The following is a 14,450-nucleotide window of genomic DNA, read 5'->3' as shown; positions in this document are numbered from 1 at the left end:
GAGCCTCCCTGATCCTCCTAGGCTCGTAAGTGACACAAGGAAGCGAGGGGAGCGGCGATGACTGTCGACCCTGCGGAGCCGGACACCTTCCGGGAGCGGTATCCGGAATCCCTCGATCCTGAGGCGCCCGAGGCGGACGTGGCCGAACAGCAGGCCGATCTGCAGCCGGGCGACGACGACCCCGAGAGCGGCCGCCCGGCGGGGCAGGCCGCCGACGGCGACGCCGCCGAGCAGGCGCGGGTGGTGCGGCTGGACGAGGACGACTACCGCTGACCGGATCGTCGACCGACCCCTGACCAGCGCCTCCGGGCCGTCCGTACCGCGAGAAAACTCGGCTTCGACCCCCCAGATTCGGTTACCGAAAAGTACGATGGCGGCGCGGCGCAAGGCGCCTGTGTTCTGACGAGAAAGTGGGAGGCGGCGTGACAGCCATCGAGCAGACCGAGGCAGCGCGTCCGCGGGGCACGCGACTGCCGCGCCGAGCCCGGCGCAACCAGCTGCTGGGCGCGGCCCAGGAGGTCTTCGTCGCCCAGGGTTACCACGCGGCCGCGATGGACGACATCGCCGAGCGCGCCGGCGTGAGCAAGCCGGTGCTCTACCAGCACTTCCCCGGCAAGCTCGACCTGTACCTGGCCCTGCTGGACCAGCACTGCGAGGCGCTGCTGCTGGCCGTGCGCACCGCGCTGGCGTCGACGACGGACAACAAGCTGCGCGTGGCCGCCACGATGGACGCCTACTTCGCGTACGTGGAGGACGAGGGCGGCGCCTTCCGGCTGGTCTTCGAGTCCGACCTGACGAACGAGCCCGCGGTGCGCGAGCGGGTGGACCGCGTCTCGCTCCAGTGCGCGGAGGCCATCTCCGACGTCATCGCCGAGGACACCGGCCTGTCCAAGGACGAGTCGATGCTGCTGGCCGTGGGCCTGGGCGGGGTCTCCCAGGTCGTGGCCCGCTACTGGCTCTCCAGCGAGAGCCCGGTCGCCCGTGACACGGCGGTCGGCCTGCTGACCTCGCTCGCCTGGCGCGGCATCGCCGGTTTCCCGCTGCACGGCGCGGAATCCTGACCGGCGGCCGCCCGCGCGGCCCTCACGGTGTTCGCTGCCAGCGTGTCCGCTCTGCGCGGTCCGCATCCCCTCTCCGGGCTAATGTGGACCGCGTACGGCGCGGCTGATCGCGCGAACCGGATCGTCGGAGGGACAAAGCCGTGGAGGTCAAGATCGGCGTGCAGCACGCACCCCGGGAGATCGTGCTGGAGAGCGACCTGAGCGCCGAGGAGCTGGAGAGCATCGTCAGCGCCGCGCTGTCCGGCAACGAGCCGCTGCTGAGCCTCACCGACAGCAAGGGCCGCAAGGTCCTGGTGCCGTCCGACCGCCTGTCGTACGTCGACCTGGGCGAGCCGACCGCACGCAAGGTCGGTTTCGGAGCGCTCTGAGAAGCTCTCTGGGGAACTGTCCGAAACGGCCCGGTGGTTGATTCCGCCGGGTCGTTTCCCTTTCTTCCGCTTCGGGTAGGACCGCAGTGACCCGGTTTGCCCTGACGTATGGGAGAGACCTCATGGTGCTGTTGGAAGTGCTCGGCTCCGCGCTGTTGGGCCTCGGCCTGTCCGCCGCAGCCGTCCGAGTGCTCGCGCCCCGGCTTCCCTCCCGGCGGACGGTGCTGGCCAGCGGGGTGCTGGGGGCGCTGTTCGGCGCCTATCTCACCCACTTCGCGCTGGGCCCGGGGCACTACACCCTGATGGCGACCTTCGTCGGTGCGGTGCTGGTGTCGGCCGTGGTGCTGTCCCTGCTGCTCCGTCCGGCCCGCGGGCCCCGCAGGCGTCCCCACAGGACTCCGTTTTCGCTTCCGTCGCGGGGGTGACCCCTGACGCCGGGTCGTGAGGCCGGGCCCCTGAACCGGGCCGTGCGGCCGACTTCCCGGATGACGTACGTCGGCCCCGGCGCGCACACGGCGCGCCGGGGCCGATCGTCGTACGGACCGTCAGATCAGGCGGCGAGGCCGAGGGCCGCCATCCGCTTGGTGTGCGCCTTGGTGATCCGGGTGAACATCTCGCCGACGGCCGCGAGGTCGAAGCCCGCCGCCATCCCGTCGACGCCGCCGACCAGCATGGTCGAGAGCGCGTCGCGCTCGGCGACCACGCGCTGGGCCTGCGAGAGGGCCTCGCCCATCAGGCGGCGGGCCCACAGCGCGAGCCGGCCGCCGCAGCGCGGGTCGGCCTCGATCGCGGCGCGCACCTTCTCGACGGCGAAGTTGCCGTGGCCGGTGTCGTCGAGGACACCGAGCACGAGGGCACGGGTGTCGGTGTCCAGGTGGGAAGCGACCTCGCGGTAGAAGTCACTGGCGATGGAGTCGCCGACGTACGCCTTGACCAGGCCCTCCAGCCAGTCCGACGGGGCGGTCTGGCGGTGGAAGTCGTCGACTCCCTGGGCGAAGGGCTGCATGGCGGCGGTGGGCTCGACCTCGATCTTGGCGAGGCGGTCCCGGAGCTGCTCGAAGTGGTGGAACTCGGCGGAGGCCATCGCGGCGAGCTCGGCCTTGTCGTCCAGGGTGGGCGCGAGCTTCGCGTCCTCCGCGAGGCGCTCGAAGGCCGCGAGCTCTCCGTACGCGAGCGCGCCGAGCAGGTCGACGACGGCGGCCCGGTACTGCGGCGAGGCAGATGCGGTCGCCCAGTCCTGCGAGGCGATCCCCGTGGCTTCGGCGGGGGTGCTGTCGTCGGCGGGCGAGGCGTTTTCTACGGTCGGCATGCTCCGCACAATAGCCCGCCGAATGGCGTCTCAAGTCACCACGTCTGCTCATAGCCTGTCCACCTAAACCCACCTCCCCGGTGAATTCACCCGACACACCTGCGCGATTCCGGGGTACAGTGGTAATGCGCCTGCCGAATACTCGGCGGGCCATCCGAATGAGGATGCCCGGTCGGTGGCCCGATCGGCTCCAACCGACCGCCCTCGGTGTGGTGCGTACGTCCATGCGTACCGCCTCCCACGAGGGGCCCCCTCAGCGGCAGATGCGCTTGAGCGAAGGCCAGTGGTCCCGCGCAGCTTCGTACGTGGCAGTACTGCAAGCACAGCACGGTAGGACCCCCCTCGCCGCCTCGCGCCGCGTCTCACAGAAGAGGCAGCACCCTGACTACGTTCCGAGACCTCGGGATCTTTCCCGAGACGGCCGAAGCCCTTGAGGCCGTCGGCATCGTGTCCCCCTTCCCGATCCAGGAGATGACCCTCCCCGTCGCCCTTTCCGGCACGGACGTCATCGGCCAGGCCAAGACCGGAACCGGCAAGACGCTCGGTTTCGGCCTTCCCCTGCTGGAGCGGGTCGTCGTCCCCGCGGACGTCGAGGCCGGCCGGGCCACGCCCGACCAGCTGACCGACGCCCCGCAGGCCCTCGTGGTGGTTCCGACCCGCGAGCTGTGCACCCAGGTGACCAACGACCTGCTCACCGCCGGCAAGGTCCGCAACGTCCGCGTCCTGGCCATATACGGCGGCCGCGCCTACGAGCCGCAGGTCGAGGCCCTGAACAAGGGCGTCGACGTGATCGTCGGCACGCCCGGCCGTCTGCTGGACCTGGCCGGCCAGCGCAAGCTCGACCTGTCGCGCGTCCGCGCGCTCGTCCTGGACGAGGCCGACGAGATGCTCGACCTGGGCTTCCTGCCCGACGTCGAGAAGATCATGGCCTACCTGCCCGCCAAGCGTCAGACGATGCTGTTCTCGGCGACCATGCCGGGCGCGGTCATCGGCCTGGCCCGCCGGTACATGACGCAGCCGACGCACATCCGCGCCGTCTCCGAGGACGGCGAGGGCGCGACCGTCGCCAACATCACGCAGCACGTCTTCCGTGCGCACAACATGGACAAGCCGGAGCTGGTCTCCCGCATCCTGCAGGCCGAGGGCCGCGGGCTCGCCATGATCTTCTGCCGTACCAAGCGCACGGCGGCCGACATCGCCGAGCAGCTGGAGCGGCGCGGCTTCGCGTCCGGCGCCGTCCACGGCGACCTGGGCCAGGGCGCCCGTGAGCAGGCCCTGCGCGCGTTCCGCAACGGCAAGGTCGACGTGCTGGTGTGCACCGACGTCGCCGCGCGCGGCATCGACGTCGAGGGTGTGACCCACGTCATCAACTACCAGACGCCCGAGGACGAGAAGACCTTCCTGCACCGTGTGGGCCGTACCGGCCGCGCGGGCAACAAGGGCACCGCCGTCACCCTGGTCGACTGGGACGACATCCCGCGCTGGCAGCTGATCAACAAGGCGCTGGAGCTGGACTTCCACGACCCGGTCGAGACGTACTCCACGTCGCCGCACCTGTTCGAGGAGCTGAACATCCCGGCCGGCACCAAGGGCATCCTGCCGCGCGCCGAGCGCACGCGGGCCGGCCTGAAGGCCGAGGAGCTCGAAGACCTGGGCGAGACCGGCGGCCGCGGTGGCCGTGGCGGCCGCTCCGCGCAGGCTTCGACGGTGACCGAGGAGCGTCCGGCCCGTACGCGTACGCCGCGGCAGCGCCGCCGTACGCGGGGCGGGTCCGAGGTCGGCGCCGAGCAGGCGGTCTCTTCGGCCGCCTCCCCGGTGGCCGAGGCCCCGCAGGCGCCGGCCGCGGGTGACGAGCCGCGCAGGCCGCGCCGCCGCCGGACCCGTGTGGGTGCGGTGCCGGTGCAGTCCGCCCCGCCGGCGGTCGCCGAGGCTCCGGTGGTCGAGGCCGTCGTGGCCGCGGCTCCCGCGGCCGCTCCGGTGGCCCCGGTCGCCGAGGAGGCCCCGGTCAAGCCGCGGCGTGCCCGCGTCCGCAAGGCCGTGGAGAGCGCCCCGGAGCCGGACTTCCAGATGGCTCCGCTCGTCGAGCCGGCTCCCGTGCGGGCGCGCCGTCCGCGCCGGGTCGTGGCGTCGGCCCCCGAGCCGGACTTCCAGATGGCTCCGCCCGTCGAGCCCGTCAGGGCGCGGCGCACCCGCAAGGCGACGGCCGCTCCGGTGACCCCGGTCGCCGAGGCCGCGGCGGCCGAGACCGCTGCCGTGGCCGTTGTCGAGGAGGCTCCGGCGAAGCCGAAGCGGACCCGCACCCGCAAGGCCGCGGCCGCTCCGGTCGTGGAGGCCGCCGAGACCGTCGCGGCAGCGGAGGACGCCCCGGCCAAGCCGAAGCGGACCCGCACCCGCAAGGCCGCAGCCGCCGCTCCGGCCGTGGAGGCCGCCGCCGTGGCCGAGGAGGCCCCGGCCAAGCCGAAGCGGACCCGCACCCGCAAGGCCGCGGCCGCTCCGGAGGCGTAGGAGCACAGCACAGCACCGACGGCCCCGGCCCCCTTCGGAGGAGGCCGGGGCCGTCCGCGTACCCGGGCGGCGCCGTGGGCTACGGGCCGGTAACCTCGGGCCATGAGCAAGCCCCCGCGCCTTACGCTGCCGTCCGCCGCCCGTGCGTACCGCCTCTCCACCGACCGCGGTGCCTTCGCCGTGCACGAGGCCGGCGAGCCGGTCCGGGGTACGGCCCTGCTGGTCCCGGGCTTCACGGGCAGCAAGGAGGACTTCATCGCCCTGCTGGAGCCGTTGGCCGCCGCCGGCTACCGGGTGGTCGCCGTCGACGGGCGCGGCCAGTACGAGACGCCCGGTCCGCGCGAGGAGTCGCCGTACGGCCTGGAGGAGCTGGCGCGCGACCTCCTCGCGCAGGTACGGGCCCTGGGCGCGGGTCCCGTGCACCTGGTCGGCCACTCGCTCGGCGGGCTGATCTCGCGGGCCGCCGTACTGCGCGACCCGGCGCCCTTCGCCTCGCTGACGCTGCTGAGCAGCGGTCCGGCGGCCATCGCCGAGGAGCAGCAGGCGAGGACGAAGCTGCTGGTCGCCGCGCTGGAGGCGATGGGCGACGACATGCCGGGCATCTGGGCGGCGATGCGGGCGCACGATCCCGAGGACGCGGCCCGGGACTCCCCCGAGCTGACGGACTTCCTGCGCGAGCGGTGGCTGGCCACGGTGCCCGAGCAGTTGATCGTCACGGGCCGGGCGTTGATCTGCGAGCCCGACCGGGTGGACGAGCTCAGCCGGATCGCCCTGCCGAAGCTGGTGCTGTCGGGGTCCGTGGACTACGCGTGGCCGGTGCCGCTGCTGGACGCGATGGCCGAGCGGCTGGGCGCGCGGCGGGTGGTCGTACCGGGGACCGAGCACTCTCCGAACGCCGAGGACCCGGCGACCACGGCTGCCGCGCTGGCCTCGTTCTGGGACTCCACCACCCCGGTGTAGTTAGCCAGTGAAAAAATTTCCTTAGCGTAGGGAATGATTGCGGCTTACACTTCGTTGACACAGTGCAAGGAGAACACTGACGAAGGGAGAAGCCCCGTGCGCTTCGAGATTCTGCGCCTGGACGATGTCGACGGGACCGCCGTGGACAGCACCGTCGTGGACGCGGCCTCCGTCAACCGGATCGTGCAGCAGGCCGCGTCGATCGGCCAGCGCATCCTGATCCGACCGGCCGAGAGCGCGTCTTCCTGACGCTCCCCCGCGCGAAACGTCCACGCCCCCGCACCGAACCGGTGCGGGGGCGTTCGCGTACGTGCAGACGGGCGGGCGGCGGGGGCGGTCAGGCGCCCTGGACCACCTGGAGCACGCCGTTGATGATCTGCTGGACGGCGATCGCCGAGAGCATCATGCCGGCGAGGCGGGTCACGAGGACCACACCGCCGTCCTTGATGACCCGGATGATCACCAGCGAGTAGCGCATGGTGACCCAGAGCACGGCGTGCATGGCGATGATCGCGGCCCAGACCGATACCTGGCCGGCCGCCCCGTCGGCCTTCTGCACGGCCAGGATGACCGAGACGATCGCACCGGGTCCGGCCAGCAGCGGCATGCCGAGCGGGACCAGGGCGACGTTCACGTCCTTGGTCTGCTTGGGCTCGTCGGTCTTGCCGGTGAGCAGGTCGAGCGCGATCAGCAGGAGCAGCAGGCCGCCGGCGATCATCAGCGCCGGGACGGAGACGTGCAGGTAGTCGAGGATCTGCTGACCGCAGACGCCGAAGACCGCGATGACGCCGAAGGCCACGCAGACGGCCTGCCAGGCCATGCGGCGCTGCACCTTGACGGGACGGCCGGAGGTCAGCGCCAGGAAGATCGGCGTGATGCCCGGCGGGTCCATAATCACAAAAAGGGTGAGAAAAAGGGATCCGAAGACGGCGAAGTCGAACACAGTGATGCCTTGCAGGAGAGAGGGGTGTCGCGAAGAAGAGGTGGGGAGGGGTGGAGCGGGCCGCAGCGCGGCCGGTCAGCGCTCGCGTCCGCCCGCGCCGGGCACGGGGAAGGCCCCGGTCGCACGGCGTGTGATCTCGCCGTAGATCTCGGGGTCGGTCGTGTGCTCGCCGAGACGGCAGGTCTTGCGGCTGCCGTGGTAGTCGCTGGAACCGGTGGTGAGCAGCCCGAGGTCCGCCGCCAGGCCGCGCAGCCGCGCACGGGTGTCGGCGTCGTGGTCCATGTGGTCCACCTCGATGCCGTCCAGGCCCGCCGCCGCCAGCGCGGCTATCGCGGACTCCGGCACGCACCGGCCGCGCTTGACGGCGGCGGGGTGCGCGAAGACGGTGACACCGCCGGCCGCCTTGACCAGGCGTACGGCGTCGAAGGGGTCGAGTTCGTGCTTCTCGGCGTACGCCCGGCCGCCGTCGGCGAGCCAGTCCGGCGTGAAGGCGTCCGAGACGGTGGGCACGACGCCCAGCTCGACGAGGGCGGTGGCGATGTGGGGCCGTCCGACCGAGCCGTCCCCGGCGATCCGCGCCACCTGCTCCCAGGTGACGTCCACGCCGAGGTCCTGGAGCTTGCCGACCATGGTCCGGGCCCTCGGGACCCGGTCGTCCCGGACGAGTTCCCGCTCACGGGCGAGCTCGGGCTCCTCGGGGTCGAAGAGGTAGGCGAGCATGTGGACGCCGATCCCGTCGAGCCGGCAGGACAGCTCCGCACCGGTCACCAGCGTCAGTCCGGCGGGAAGCGCCGCAAGGGCCTCGCCGTACCCGCCGACGGTGTCGTGGTCGGTCAGCGCGACCACGTCCAGCCCGGCAGCGGCGGCGTTGCGCACCAGCTCGGCGGGGGTGTCCGTACCGTCGGACGCCGTGGAGTGCGCGTGCAGGTCGATGCGCACAGCGGGGCTCCATGGGTCGTACGTACGGGCGGGAGGACACTCCAGGATAACCGGGCGTAGGGCCCCCTTCCGCCCGGTTGGCGGTCTACGCCGGGCCCAGGATGCGCGGGCTCAGCGCCCCGCACGGCAGGAGCTCGACCTCGGCGCCCCCCTCGCGCAGGTCGGTCAGGACCAGCTCGTCGTACAGCAGGAGGCCCGACTGCTGCGGCCACACGATCGCCCACAGCCACAGGCCGCGCGCCTCGCCGGCGAAGACGGCCCGGTCGTCCGGCGCTCCGGCCACGTTCCACAGCGGTGTCGGCCGGCCCGCCGCGACCACCTTGGTGTGGGGCGGCCCGGCCATGTCGATGGACGGGCCCGGATCGAGACCGTCGATCCCCGCGTACCGCGCGCCCAGCCCGACGCCCAGCTCCTCCGCGATCAGCAGCAGCTCGCCCATGCCGCCCACCGGTCCGGGACCCGAGCAGGCGACCACCGTCGCCCTGCCCCCGCTGCGGTCGTCACCGGCGGACGCCACTCCGGTGAACAGCCACCCCAGCGGCAGCGGCCACGGCATCCACACGGGCACCCGCGCGCGGTGCACGACCACGCCCAGGCCCTCCACGCTCGGCGGGATGACGGGCTGCAGGGGGTGGACGGCGCCGTGCACCGCGCACTGCCAGGAGTCGGAGAAGAGTCCGGGCGCCCTGACCCGGCCACCGCACTTCGGGCAAGTTGGTTCACCCCTCATAGGTAGCCACGCTCCTCCCCGCCCGGCCGCCAGTCAAGGCGCGGTCACCCGTCCGGGCTGTCAGTCCAGTGCGACAGCGCTACGCAGAGGGTCCCGCAGGTCCGTCCCGCGCGCGAGCCAGCGCTCCTGGAGCGCGGCCGCGCCGTGGACCCGCTTCCACGCCGCCTCGTTCGCCGTCATCGGCAGCAGCGGCAGGAACCGCACCGGGTCCATGGGCTCGTCGAGCTCCAGGTCCTCGACCAGACCGCCCGGCTCGGCCACCAGGACGGAGCTGAACGGCGCCCCCTCCCACAGCGGCCCGCCCACGTCCAGCGAGGCGCCCGGGGCCACGACCAGCCCCTCGACCTGCGGGGAGGCGGCCATCACCGCGAGCGGCCTGAGCAGTTTGTCGGTGTCGGCCAGCCCCGCCCGTACGGTGAGCACCAGTTCGGCGCGCGGGCCGCGCACGGGGTCGGCGACCACGGCGGTCGGATCGGTCATCGGGTTCGCGGACATGCCGAGGGTCGCGTACCGCAGGAGGTCGCCCTCGGCGAAACGGAGTACCTCGATGCGGTCGGTGCCCAGGAAGGTGACGGCGGCGCGGGCGTCGGGTTCACCGAACGCGGTACGCAGCCGGGCCTCCACGAGGGCCAGAATTTCTGCCATGCAGCGAGCATAGAACTCGTATGAGACGGGTAAAGGGCGGGTCTTGACCATCCGTCGGCTGATAGTGTTGACAGCTGTTCGGGGCCGCACGCAGAAGCGTTGTTTCAAGGCTCCGGAGACAGGACCTCCCCCACGGGGGACCGGCCGGAGGAGGTGGGGCTGCGATGGACCGAAGTCGATCGTGCAGTACCAATCGCTCTTCCGCTTCTCCGGCGGGCGCTTCCCGCCCTCTGTGATCTTCTGATCAGTAGAAGAGCGACGGCAGAACGTTGTCCTCCCGTCCTGTTCCCTCCCGCCTGTCCGGGCCTGCCCGCCCCGCGTGCCGGAGGGTCTCCCACCCGTACGGTCCGCAGCCGTGCGTGCGAAGGAGCCTGCCATGTCGATGCTGCCCTACCTGCGTGCGGCCGTACGCCCGTCCCTGCGCAAGTCCACCCCCGTACAGCCCGGCTACGACGCGACCCGCGACCCGTCGGCGAGCAGCGCGGTGGTCGACTGCGCCGTGTACCGCGACGGCCGCCGGGTGCTGGGCCCGGCGTGTCTGACGCCCCGTGAGGCGATCCGCCGGGTCCGCGAGGACGGCGGCTTCGCCTGGATCGGCCTGCACGAGCCGACGGAGGCCGAGTTCGCGGGGATCGCCGCCACCTTCGGGCTGCACCCGCTGGCCGTGGAGGACGCGGTGCACGCGCACCAGCGGCCGAAGCTGGAGCGCTACGACGACACCCTCTTCACCGTCTTCAAGACGATCCACTACGTGGAGCACGCCGAACTGACCCCCACCAGCGAGGTGGTGGAGACGGGCGAGGTGATGTGCTTCACCGGCCCCGACTTCGTCATCACCGTCCGGCACGGCGGCCAGGGCTCCCTCAAGGGACTGCGCCACCGCCTCCAGGACGACCCGGAGCTGCTGTCCAAGGGGCCCTCCTCCGTCCTGCACTCCATCGCCGACCACGTCGTCGACGGCTACATCGCGGTCGCGGCGGCGATGCAGGACGACATCGACGAGGTGGAGAGCGAGGTCTTCGCTGCCCCCGCCAAGGGCCGCGCGCGCGGCGGCGACGCGGGCCGGATCTACCAGCTCAAGCGCGAGGTGCTGGAGTTCAAGCGGGCGGTCTCGCCGCTGCTGCGGCCGATGGAGCTGCTGAGCGAGCGGCCGATGAGGCTGGTGGACCCGGACATCCAGAAGTACTTCCGGGACGTGGCCGACCACCTCGCGCGGGTGCACGAGCAGGTGGTGGGCTTCGACGAACTCCTGAACTCGATCCTGCAGGCCAACCTCGCGCAGGCGACGGTCGCCCAGAACGAGGACATGCGCAAGATCACCTCCTGGGCGGCCATCATCGCCGTGCCGACGATGATCTGCGGGGTGTACGGGATGAACTTCGACCACATGCCCGAGCTCCGCTGGGAGTACGGCTACCCGATGGTGATGGCGACGATCTTCGGCGCCTGCTTCACCATCCACCGGGCGCTGCGCCGCAACGGCTGGCTGTAGGGGCCGCGCAGCGACCCCCTACCCTGTGCGCATGACTCTCAGCACGCTCGACCTGGCCCTCGTCGAGGAGGCCACCAAGAAGTCCGGCCTGATCTGGGTCCGCGGCGCCGGGGCCGACCGCGCGTTGTGGCACGCCTGGGTGGACGGCGCCGCGCACGTACTGGGCGACGGGCCCGGCGAACAGCCGTTCCCGGGGCTGGCGGACGGCGCGAGCGCCGAGGTGACCGTGCGGAGCAAGGACAAGGGCGGCCGCCTGGTGGCCTGGACGGCGACCGTACGCGAGCTCCCGCCCCGCGGCGAGCAGTGGCAGGCGGCCGTGGCGGAGCTCAAGGGCAAGCGGCTGAACGCGCCCGACTCGGAGGCCATGACCGAGCGGTGGGCCCGGGAGTGCCGACTGCTCAGGCTGGAGCCGGAATCGGTGCGGTCCGGGCTGCCCGACGGCTCACTGGCCGCGGCGCCGCTCGGCTCCCCGGCGACGACCCGCAGGCCGGTGCCGGCGGCCCTGCCGAAGCTTCTGCTCAAGCGGAGGAAGGCCGCCCGGGGTTAGGGGGTGTCCGGCGCACCTCTCCGTGTCCCGGCCGGCCGTCGCGGTACGCGTCACTCCTCTCCGCTGGAATCCTCCTCAGGGGGGTCCTGCTGCTCGTAGGGGTTCGGCGGGGCCTTCGTGGGGATGTCGAACGGGGGATCGTCGGGATCCGGCGGCGGCTCCTCGGGCGGCTCGGTCGGATCCGGCGGCTCGGTCGGATCCGGCGGCGGCTCCTCAGGCGGCTCGGTCGGATCCGGCGAAGGCGGCTCCGTCGGTGGCTCCTCAGGCTCCGGCGAGGGCTCCGTCGGCTCGTTCGGCTCGTTCGGCTCGGTCGGCTCCGGAGAGGGTTCTTCGGGCGGCTCGGTCGGCTCCGGAGAGGGTTCTTCGGGCGGCTCGGTCGGCTCAGCCGTCCGGACCCTCTGCGCGTCGGGCTCTCCCGGGGGCTCCGTGCCCTCGTCCCCGCCCGGGTCCTCGACGAACGGGGCGGAGTTCACCCCGGTGCTGAACGGCGCGGTCGCCGTCGCGGCGGGGACACCCCCTAAGGCGCCTCCCCCGGCCGCGGCGGCCGACGCCGCGATCGCCGCGATGCAGAGGCGGACGGAGTTCTTCCTGATCTTGCGGGTCACGATTCCTCCCGCTGTGGTGGGGCGGCCTGCGCGCCCTGTCGCCCCGCCGGCAGGCCGAAGGCGCTTCGCGGGGGTCGGGGCGGCTCAGGGCTTGGTGGGGTTCGCCCCCTGGCCCGAGCCCTTGGAGGGGGCCGGGGCGGGCTCGCCGCCCTCCCCCTTGGTCGTCGGCAACTGGCTGCCGTAGTCGACCGTCTGGTCCTGCGCGGGCGGATCGAGCTGGAACGGCTTGCCCCATTCCGCGAGTTCCACCCGGCCGGCACCCCCGGCGCGCTCCATGAGCAGCGGGTACGGGGTGCCCTCCAAGGATACCGAGAGCTTGCCCCCCTTGCCCTCGTCGGCGGTGACCTGGACCGCGCGGGTGCTGCCGACCTTGGTGTAGGAGCCCTTGGCGAGCTTGCCCTCCAGGCCCAGCAGCCCGTCGAGCAGGACGTCCATGTCGGTGAAGCCGCGGAACTGCTTGTAGGAGGGGTCGCCCTCGGGAACCTTCACGTACTTGTCGCCGAGCTTGCCGGCCGAGTCGGACTGGCCCCAGAACGCCGCGCTGGCCTTCAGGTAGAGCTGTTCGCCCACCCGCAGCAGCTGGAAGGTGTCCTCCTTCGACTTCACCTCGCCGGAGCCGCCGTCCGACTTCAGGCGCATGTCCAAGGTGAAGGACTTGCCGCCGCTGACCAGCGTGCCGGACAGGTGCACCGATTCGGCTTCGGTCGCGGCCGCCTTCGCCTTCGCCTCGATCTTGTCGGCGGACAGCTTGCCGACGCCGTTCGTGCCCTCGTCCGGGTCGTCCCCACAGCCCGTACCGGTCACGGCGAGGCCCGCGCACAGCGCACCGATGACGGCCGCCCGGCGCAGCCGCGCGGCGGGGAAGTAGGCGGTCACGGGCAGGTGCCTCTCGTCGGTCGTCTGCGGCCAGCAGGCAGCGTACCCGCCCGCGTGTCGCGGCCCGCGACCGCTCCCCGCCCTCCGCCGGGCCCCGGGCGGACCTGCCCACCAGGACGCTTTCCCCGGGCACGGGCTAGCCTGAGGGGCGGCACGACTGTCGACAGACGCTGGAGGAGGCGCTCGGATGGCTGCAGGCGCCCCGCGGATCTTCGTCTCGCATCTGTCGGGTGTGCCCGTCTTCGATCCCAACGGCGACCAGGTCGGCCGGGTCCGCGACCTCGTCGCGATGCTCCGGGTCGGCGGCCGCCCGCCCCGGCTGCTGGGCCTGGTGGTCGAGGTGGTCAGCCGGCGGCGGGTCTTCCTGCCGATGACCCGGGTCACCGGTGTCGAGTCCGGCCAGGTCATCACCACCGGCGTGATCAACATGCGGCGCTTCGAGCAGCGACCCACCGAACGCCTGGTCCTGGGCGAGCTGCTGGACCGGCGGGTGACGCTCGTCGCCAGCGGCGAGGAGGTCACCGTCCTGGACGTGGCCATCCAGCAGCTGCCGGCCCGCCGGGACTGGGAGATCGACCGGATCTTCGTACGCAAGGGCAAGTCGGGGGCGCTGCGCCGGCGCGGCGAGGCCCTGACCGTGGAGTGGTCGGCCGTGACGGGCTTCTCACTGGAGGAGCACGGACAGGGCGCCGAGAACCTCGTCGCCACCTTCGAGCAGATGCGCCCCGCCGACGTGGCGAACGTGCTCCACCACCTGACGCCGAAGCGGCGCGCCGAGGTGGCCAACGCCCTCGACGACGACCGGCTCGCGGACGTCCTGGAGGAGCTGCCCGAGGACGAGCAGGTGGAGATCCTCGGCAAGCTCAAGGAGGAACGCGCCGCCGACGTCCTGGAGGCGATGGACCCCGACGACGCCGCCGACCTGCTCTCCGAGCTGCCGGAGGACGACAAGGAGCGGCTGCTGACGCTGATGCGGCCCGACGACGCGGCCGACGTGCGCCGCCTGCTGTCCTACGAGGAGAACACCGCCGGCGGTCTGATGACGACCGAGCCGATCGTGCTGCGCCCGGACGCGACGGTCGCGGACGCGCTGGCCCGGGTACGGCAGGCGGACCTGTCGCCGGCGCTGGCGGCGCAGGTGTACGTGTGCCGGCCGCCGGACGAGACGCCGACGGGCAAGTACCTGGGTACGGTGCACTTCCAGCGGCTGCTGCGGGATCCTCCGTTCACCCTGGTCAGCTCGATCGTGGACACCGACCTGCCGCCGCTGCGGCCCGACGCCTCGCTGCCGGCGGTGACCACGCACCTGGCCGCCTACAACATGGTCGCGGTGCCGGTGGTCGACGAGGGCGGATCGCTGCTGGGGGCGGTGACGGTCGACGACGTACTGGACCACCTCCTGCCGGACGACTGGCGTGAGACGGACTTCCATTCCGAGGAGGCGCTGCGTGGCCAGTGAGCGGGGGCGCG

General features: G+C 72.4%; 17 protein-coding genes. 10 read left to right on the top strand and 7 right to left on the bottom strand.

Annotation, left to right across the window (positions count from 1 at the left end; translation table 11 throughout):
- Window positions 1-57 precede the first annotated feature (57 nt).
- The 4 genes from BSL84_RS22030 to BSL84_RS22015 all read left to right on the top strand — a co-directional run bounded on the left by BSL84_RS22030 (window position 58) and on the right by BSL84_RS22015 (window position 1,854).
- Complete coding sequence (locus BSL84_RS22030; RefSeq protein ID WP_045322637.1) at window positions 58-273, top strand: hypothetical protein; 216 nt, start codon at window positions 58-60, stop codon at window positions 271-273.
- 149 nt (window positions 274-422) lie between these two features.
- Window positions 423-1,061 carry a TetR/AcrR family transcriptional regulator gene (locus tag BSL84_RS22025; protein ID WP_030029460.1) on the top strand — a complete coding sequence of 213 codons (639 nt, stop codon included), beginning with the start codon at window positions 423-425 and terminating at the stop codon, window positions 1,059-1,061.
- Between the two features lie 140 nt (window positions 1,062-1,201).
- Window positions 1,202-1,429, top strand: coding sequence for a DUF3107 domain-containing protein (locus BSL84_RS22020; protein WP_030029459.1), 228 nt, complete (start codon window positions 1,202-1,204; stop codon window positions 1,427-1,429).
- A gap of 122 nt (window positions 1,430-1,551) precedes the next feature.
- Window positions 1,552-1,854: a hypothetical protein gene (locus tag BSL84_RS22015; protein WP_030029458.1), complete on the top strand. Its 303-nt coding sequence runs from the start codon at window positions 1,552-1,554 to the stop codon at window positions 1,852-1,854.
- Between the two features lie 125 nt (window positions 1,855-1,979).
- On the opposite strand, the gene BSL84_RS22010 is transcribed toward BSL84_RS22015, so the two are convergent.
- Window positions 1,980-2,738, bottom strand: coding sequence for a ferritin-like fold-containing protein (locus BSL84_RS22010; protein WP_030029457.1), 759 nt, complete (start codon window positions 2,736-2,738; stop codon window positions 1,980-1,982).
- 447 nt (window positions 2,739-3,185) lie between these two features.
- Between BSL84_RS22010 and BSL84_RS22005 the strand changes: the two genes are divergently transcribed.
- The 3 genes from BSL84_RS22005 to BSL84_RS36590 all read left to right on the top strand — a co-directional run bounded on the left by BSL84_RS22005 (window position 3,186) and on the right by BSL84_RS36590 (window position 6,452).
- Entirely contained in the window at window positions 3,186-5,243 is a 2,058-nt protein-coding gene (locus BSL84_RS22005; protein ID WP_075970974.1) for a DEAD/DEAH box helicase, read from the top strand.
- A 102-nt stretch (window positions 5,244-5,345) separates the two neighbouring features.
- Entirely contained in the window at window positions 5,346-6,203 is an 858-nt protein-coding gene (locus tag BSL84_RS22000) for an alpha/beta fold hydrolase (RefSeq protein WP_075970973.1), read from the top strand.
- Window positions 6,204-6,299: 96 nt separating this feature from the next.
- On the top strand, window positions 6,300-6,452 hold the full coding sequence (locus BSL84_RS36590; RefSeq protein WP_183067205.1) for a hypothetical protein: 153 nt from the start codon (window positions 6,300-6,302) through the stop codon (window positions 6,450-6,452).
- Between the two features lie 88 nt (window positions 6,453-6,540).
- Here the strand turns inward: BSL84_RS36590 and BSL84_RS21995 are convergent, their stop codons facing one another.
- From BSL84_RS21995 to BSL84_RS21980, 4 genes are all read right to left on the bottom strand, one after another.
- Window positions 6,541-7,146: a MarC family protein gene (locus tag BSL84_RS21995; RefSeq protein ID WP_045322634.1), complete on the bottom strand. Its 606-nt coding sequence runs from the start codon at window positions 7,144-7,146 to the stop codon at window positions 6,541-6,543.
- Between the two features lie 75 nt (window positions 7,147-7,221).
- Window positions 7,222-8,085 (bottom strand): PHP domain-containing protein, encoded by an 864-nt coding sequence (locus BSL84_RS21990; protein ID WP_045322633.1) that lies wholly within the window; start codon window positions 8,083-8,085, stop codon window positions 7,222-7,224.
- An 85-nt stretch (window positions 8,086-8,170) separates the two neighbouring features.
- Window positions 8,171-8,815 (bottom strand): DUF6758 family protein, encoded by a 645-nt coding sequence (locus tag BSL84_RS21985; RefSeq protein WP_030027065.1) that lies wholly within the window; start codon window positions 8,813-8,815, stop codon window positions 8,171-8,173.
- Window positions 8,816-8,875: 60 nt separating this feature from the next.
- Entirely contained in the window at window positions 8,876-9,460 is a 585-nt protein-coding gene (locus tag BSL84_RS21980; RefSeq protein ID WP_030027064.1) for a suppressor of fused domain protein, read from the bottom strand.
- A gap of 376 nt (window positions 9,461-9,836) precedes the next feature.
- Between BSL84_RS21980 and BSL84_RS21975 the strand changes: the two genes are divergently transcribed.
- Complete coding sequence (locus BSL84_RS21975; RefSeq protein WP_030027063.1) at window positions 9,837-10,952, top strand: magnesium and cobalt transport protein CorA; 1,116 nt, start codon at window positions 9,837-9,839, stop codon at window positions 10,950-10,952.
- A gap of 31 nt (window positions 10,953-10,983) precedes the next feature.
- Window positions 10,984-11,499 (top strand): hypothetical protein, encoded by a 516-nt coding sequence (locus BSL84_RS21970; protein ID WP_075970972.1) that lies wholly within the window; start codon window positions 10,984-10,986, stop codon window positions 11,497-11,499.
- Window positions 11,500-11,549: 50 nt separating this feature from the next.
- Here the strand turns inward: BSL84_RS21970 and BSL84_RS21965 are convergent, their stop codons facing one another.
- Both BSL84_RS21965 and BSL84_RS21960 read right to left on the bottom strand, forming a co-directional pair.
- Window positions 11,550-12,104, bottom strand: a complete 555-nt coding sequence (locus BSL84_RS21965; RefSeq protein WP_075970971.1) for a hypothetical protein — start codon at window positions 12,102-12,104, stop codon at window positions 11,550-11,552.
- Between the two features lie 84 nt (window positions 12,105-12,188).
- Entirely contained in the window at window positions 12,189-12,980 is a 792-nt protein-coding gene (locus tag BSL84_RS21960) for a hypothetical protein (RefSeq protein WP_234363495.1), read from the bottom strand.
- 187 nt (window positions 12,981-13,167) lie between these two features.
- Between BSL84_RS21960 and BSL84_RS21955 the strand changes: the two genes are divergently transcribed.
- Window positions 13,168-14,439 carry a magnesium transporter MgtE N-terminal domain-containing protein gene (locus BSL84_RS21955; RefSeq protein WP_030027059.1) on the top strand — a complete coding sequence of 424 codons (1,272 nt, stop codon included), beginning with the start codon at window positions 13,168-13,170 and terminating at the stop codon, window positions 14,437-14,439.
- The last annotated feature ends 11 nt before the right edge of the window (window positions 14,440-14,450 follow it).

This window comes from Streptomyces sp. TN58, from assembly GCF_001941845.1.
Lineage (GTDB): Bacteria > Actinomycetota > Actinomycetes > Streptomycetales > Streptomycetaceae > Streptomyces.
The sequence above is the reverse complement of the archived record's forward strand: the minus strand, read 5'-3'. Positions and strand labels throughout refer to the sequence as shown.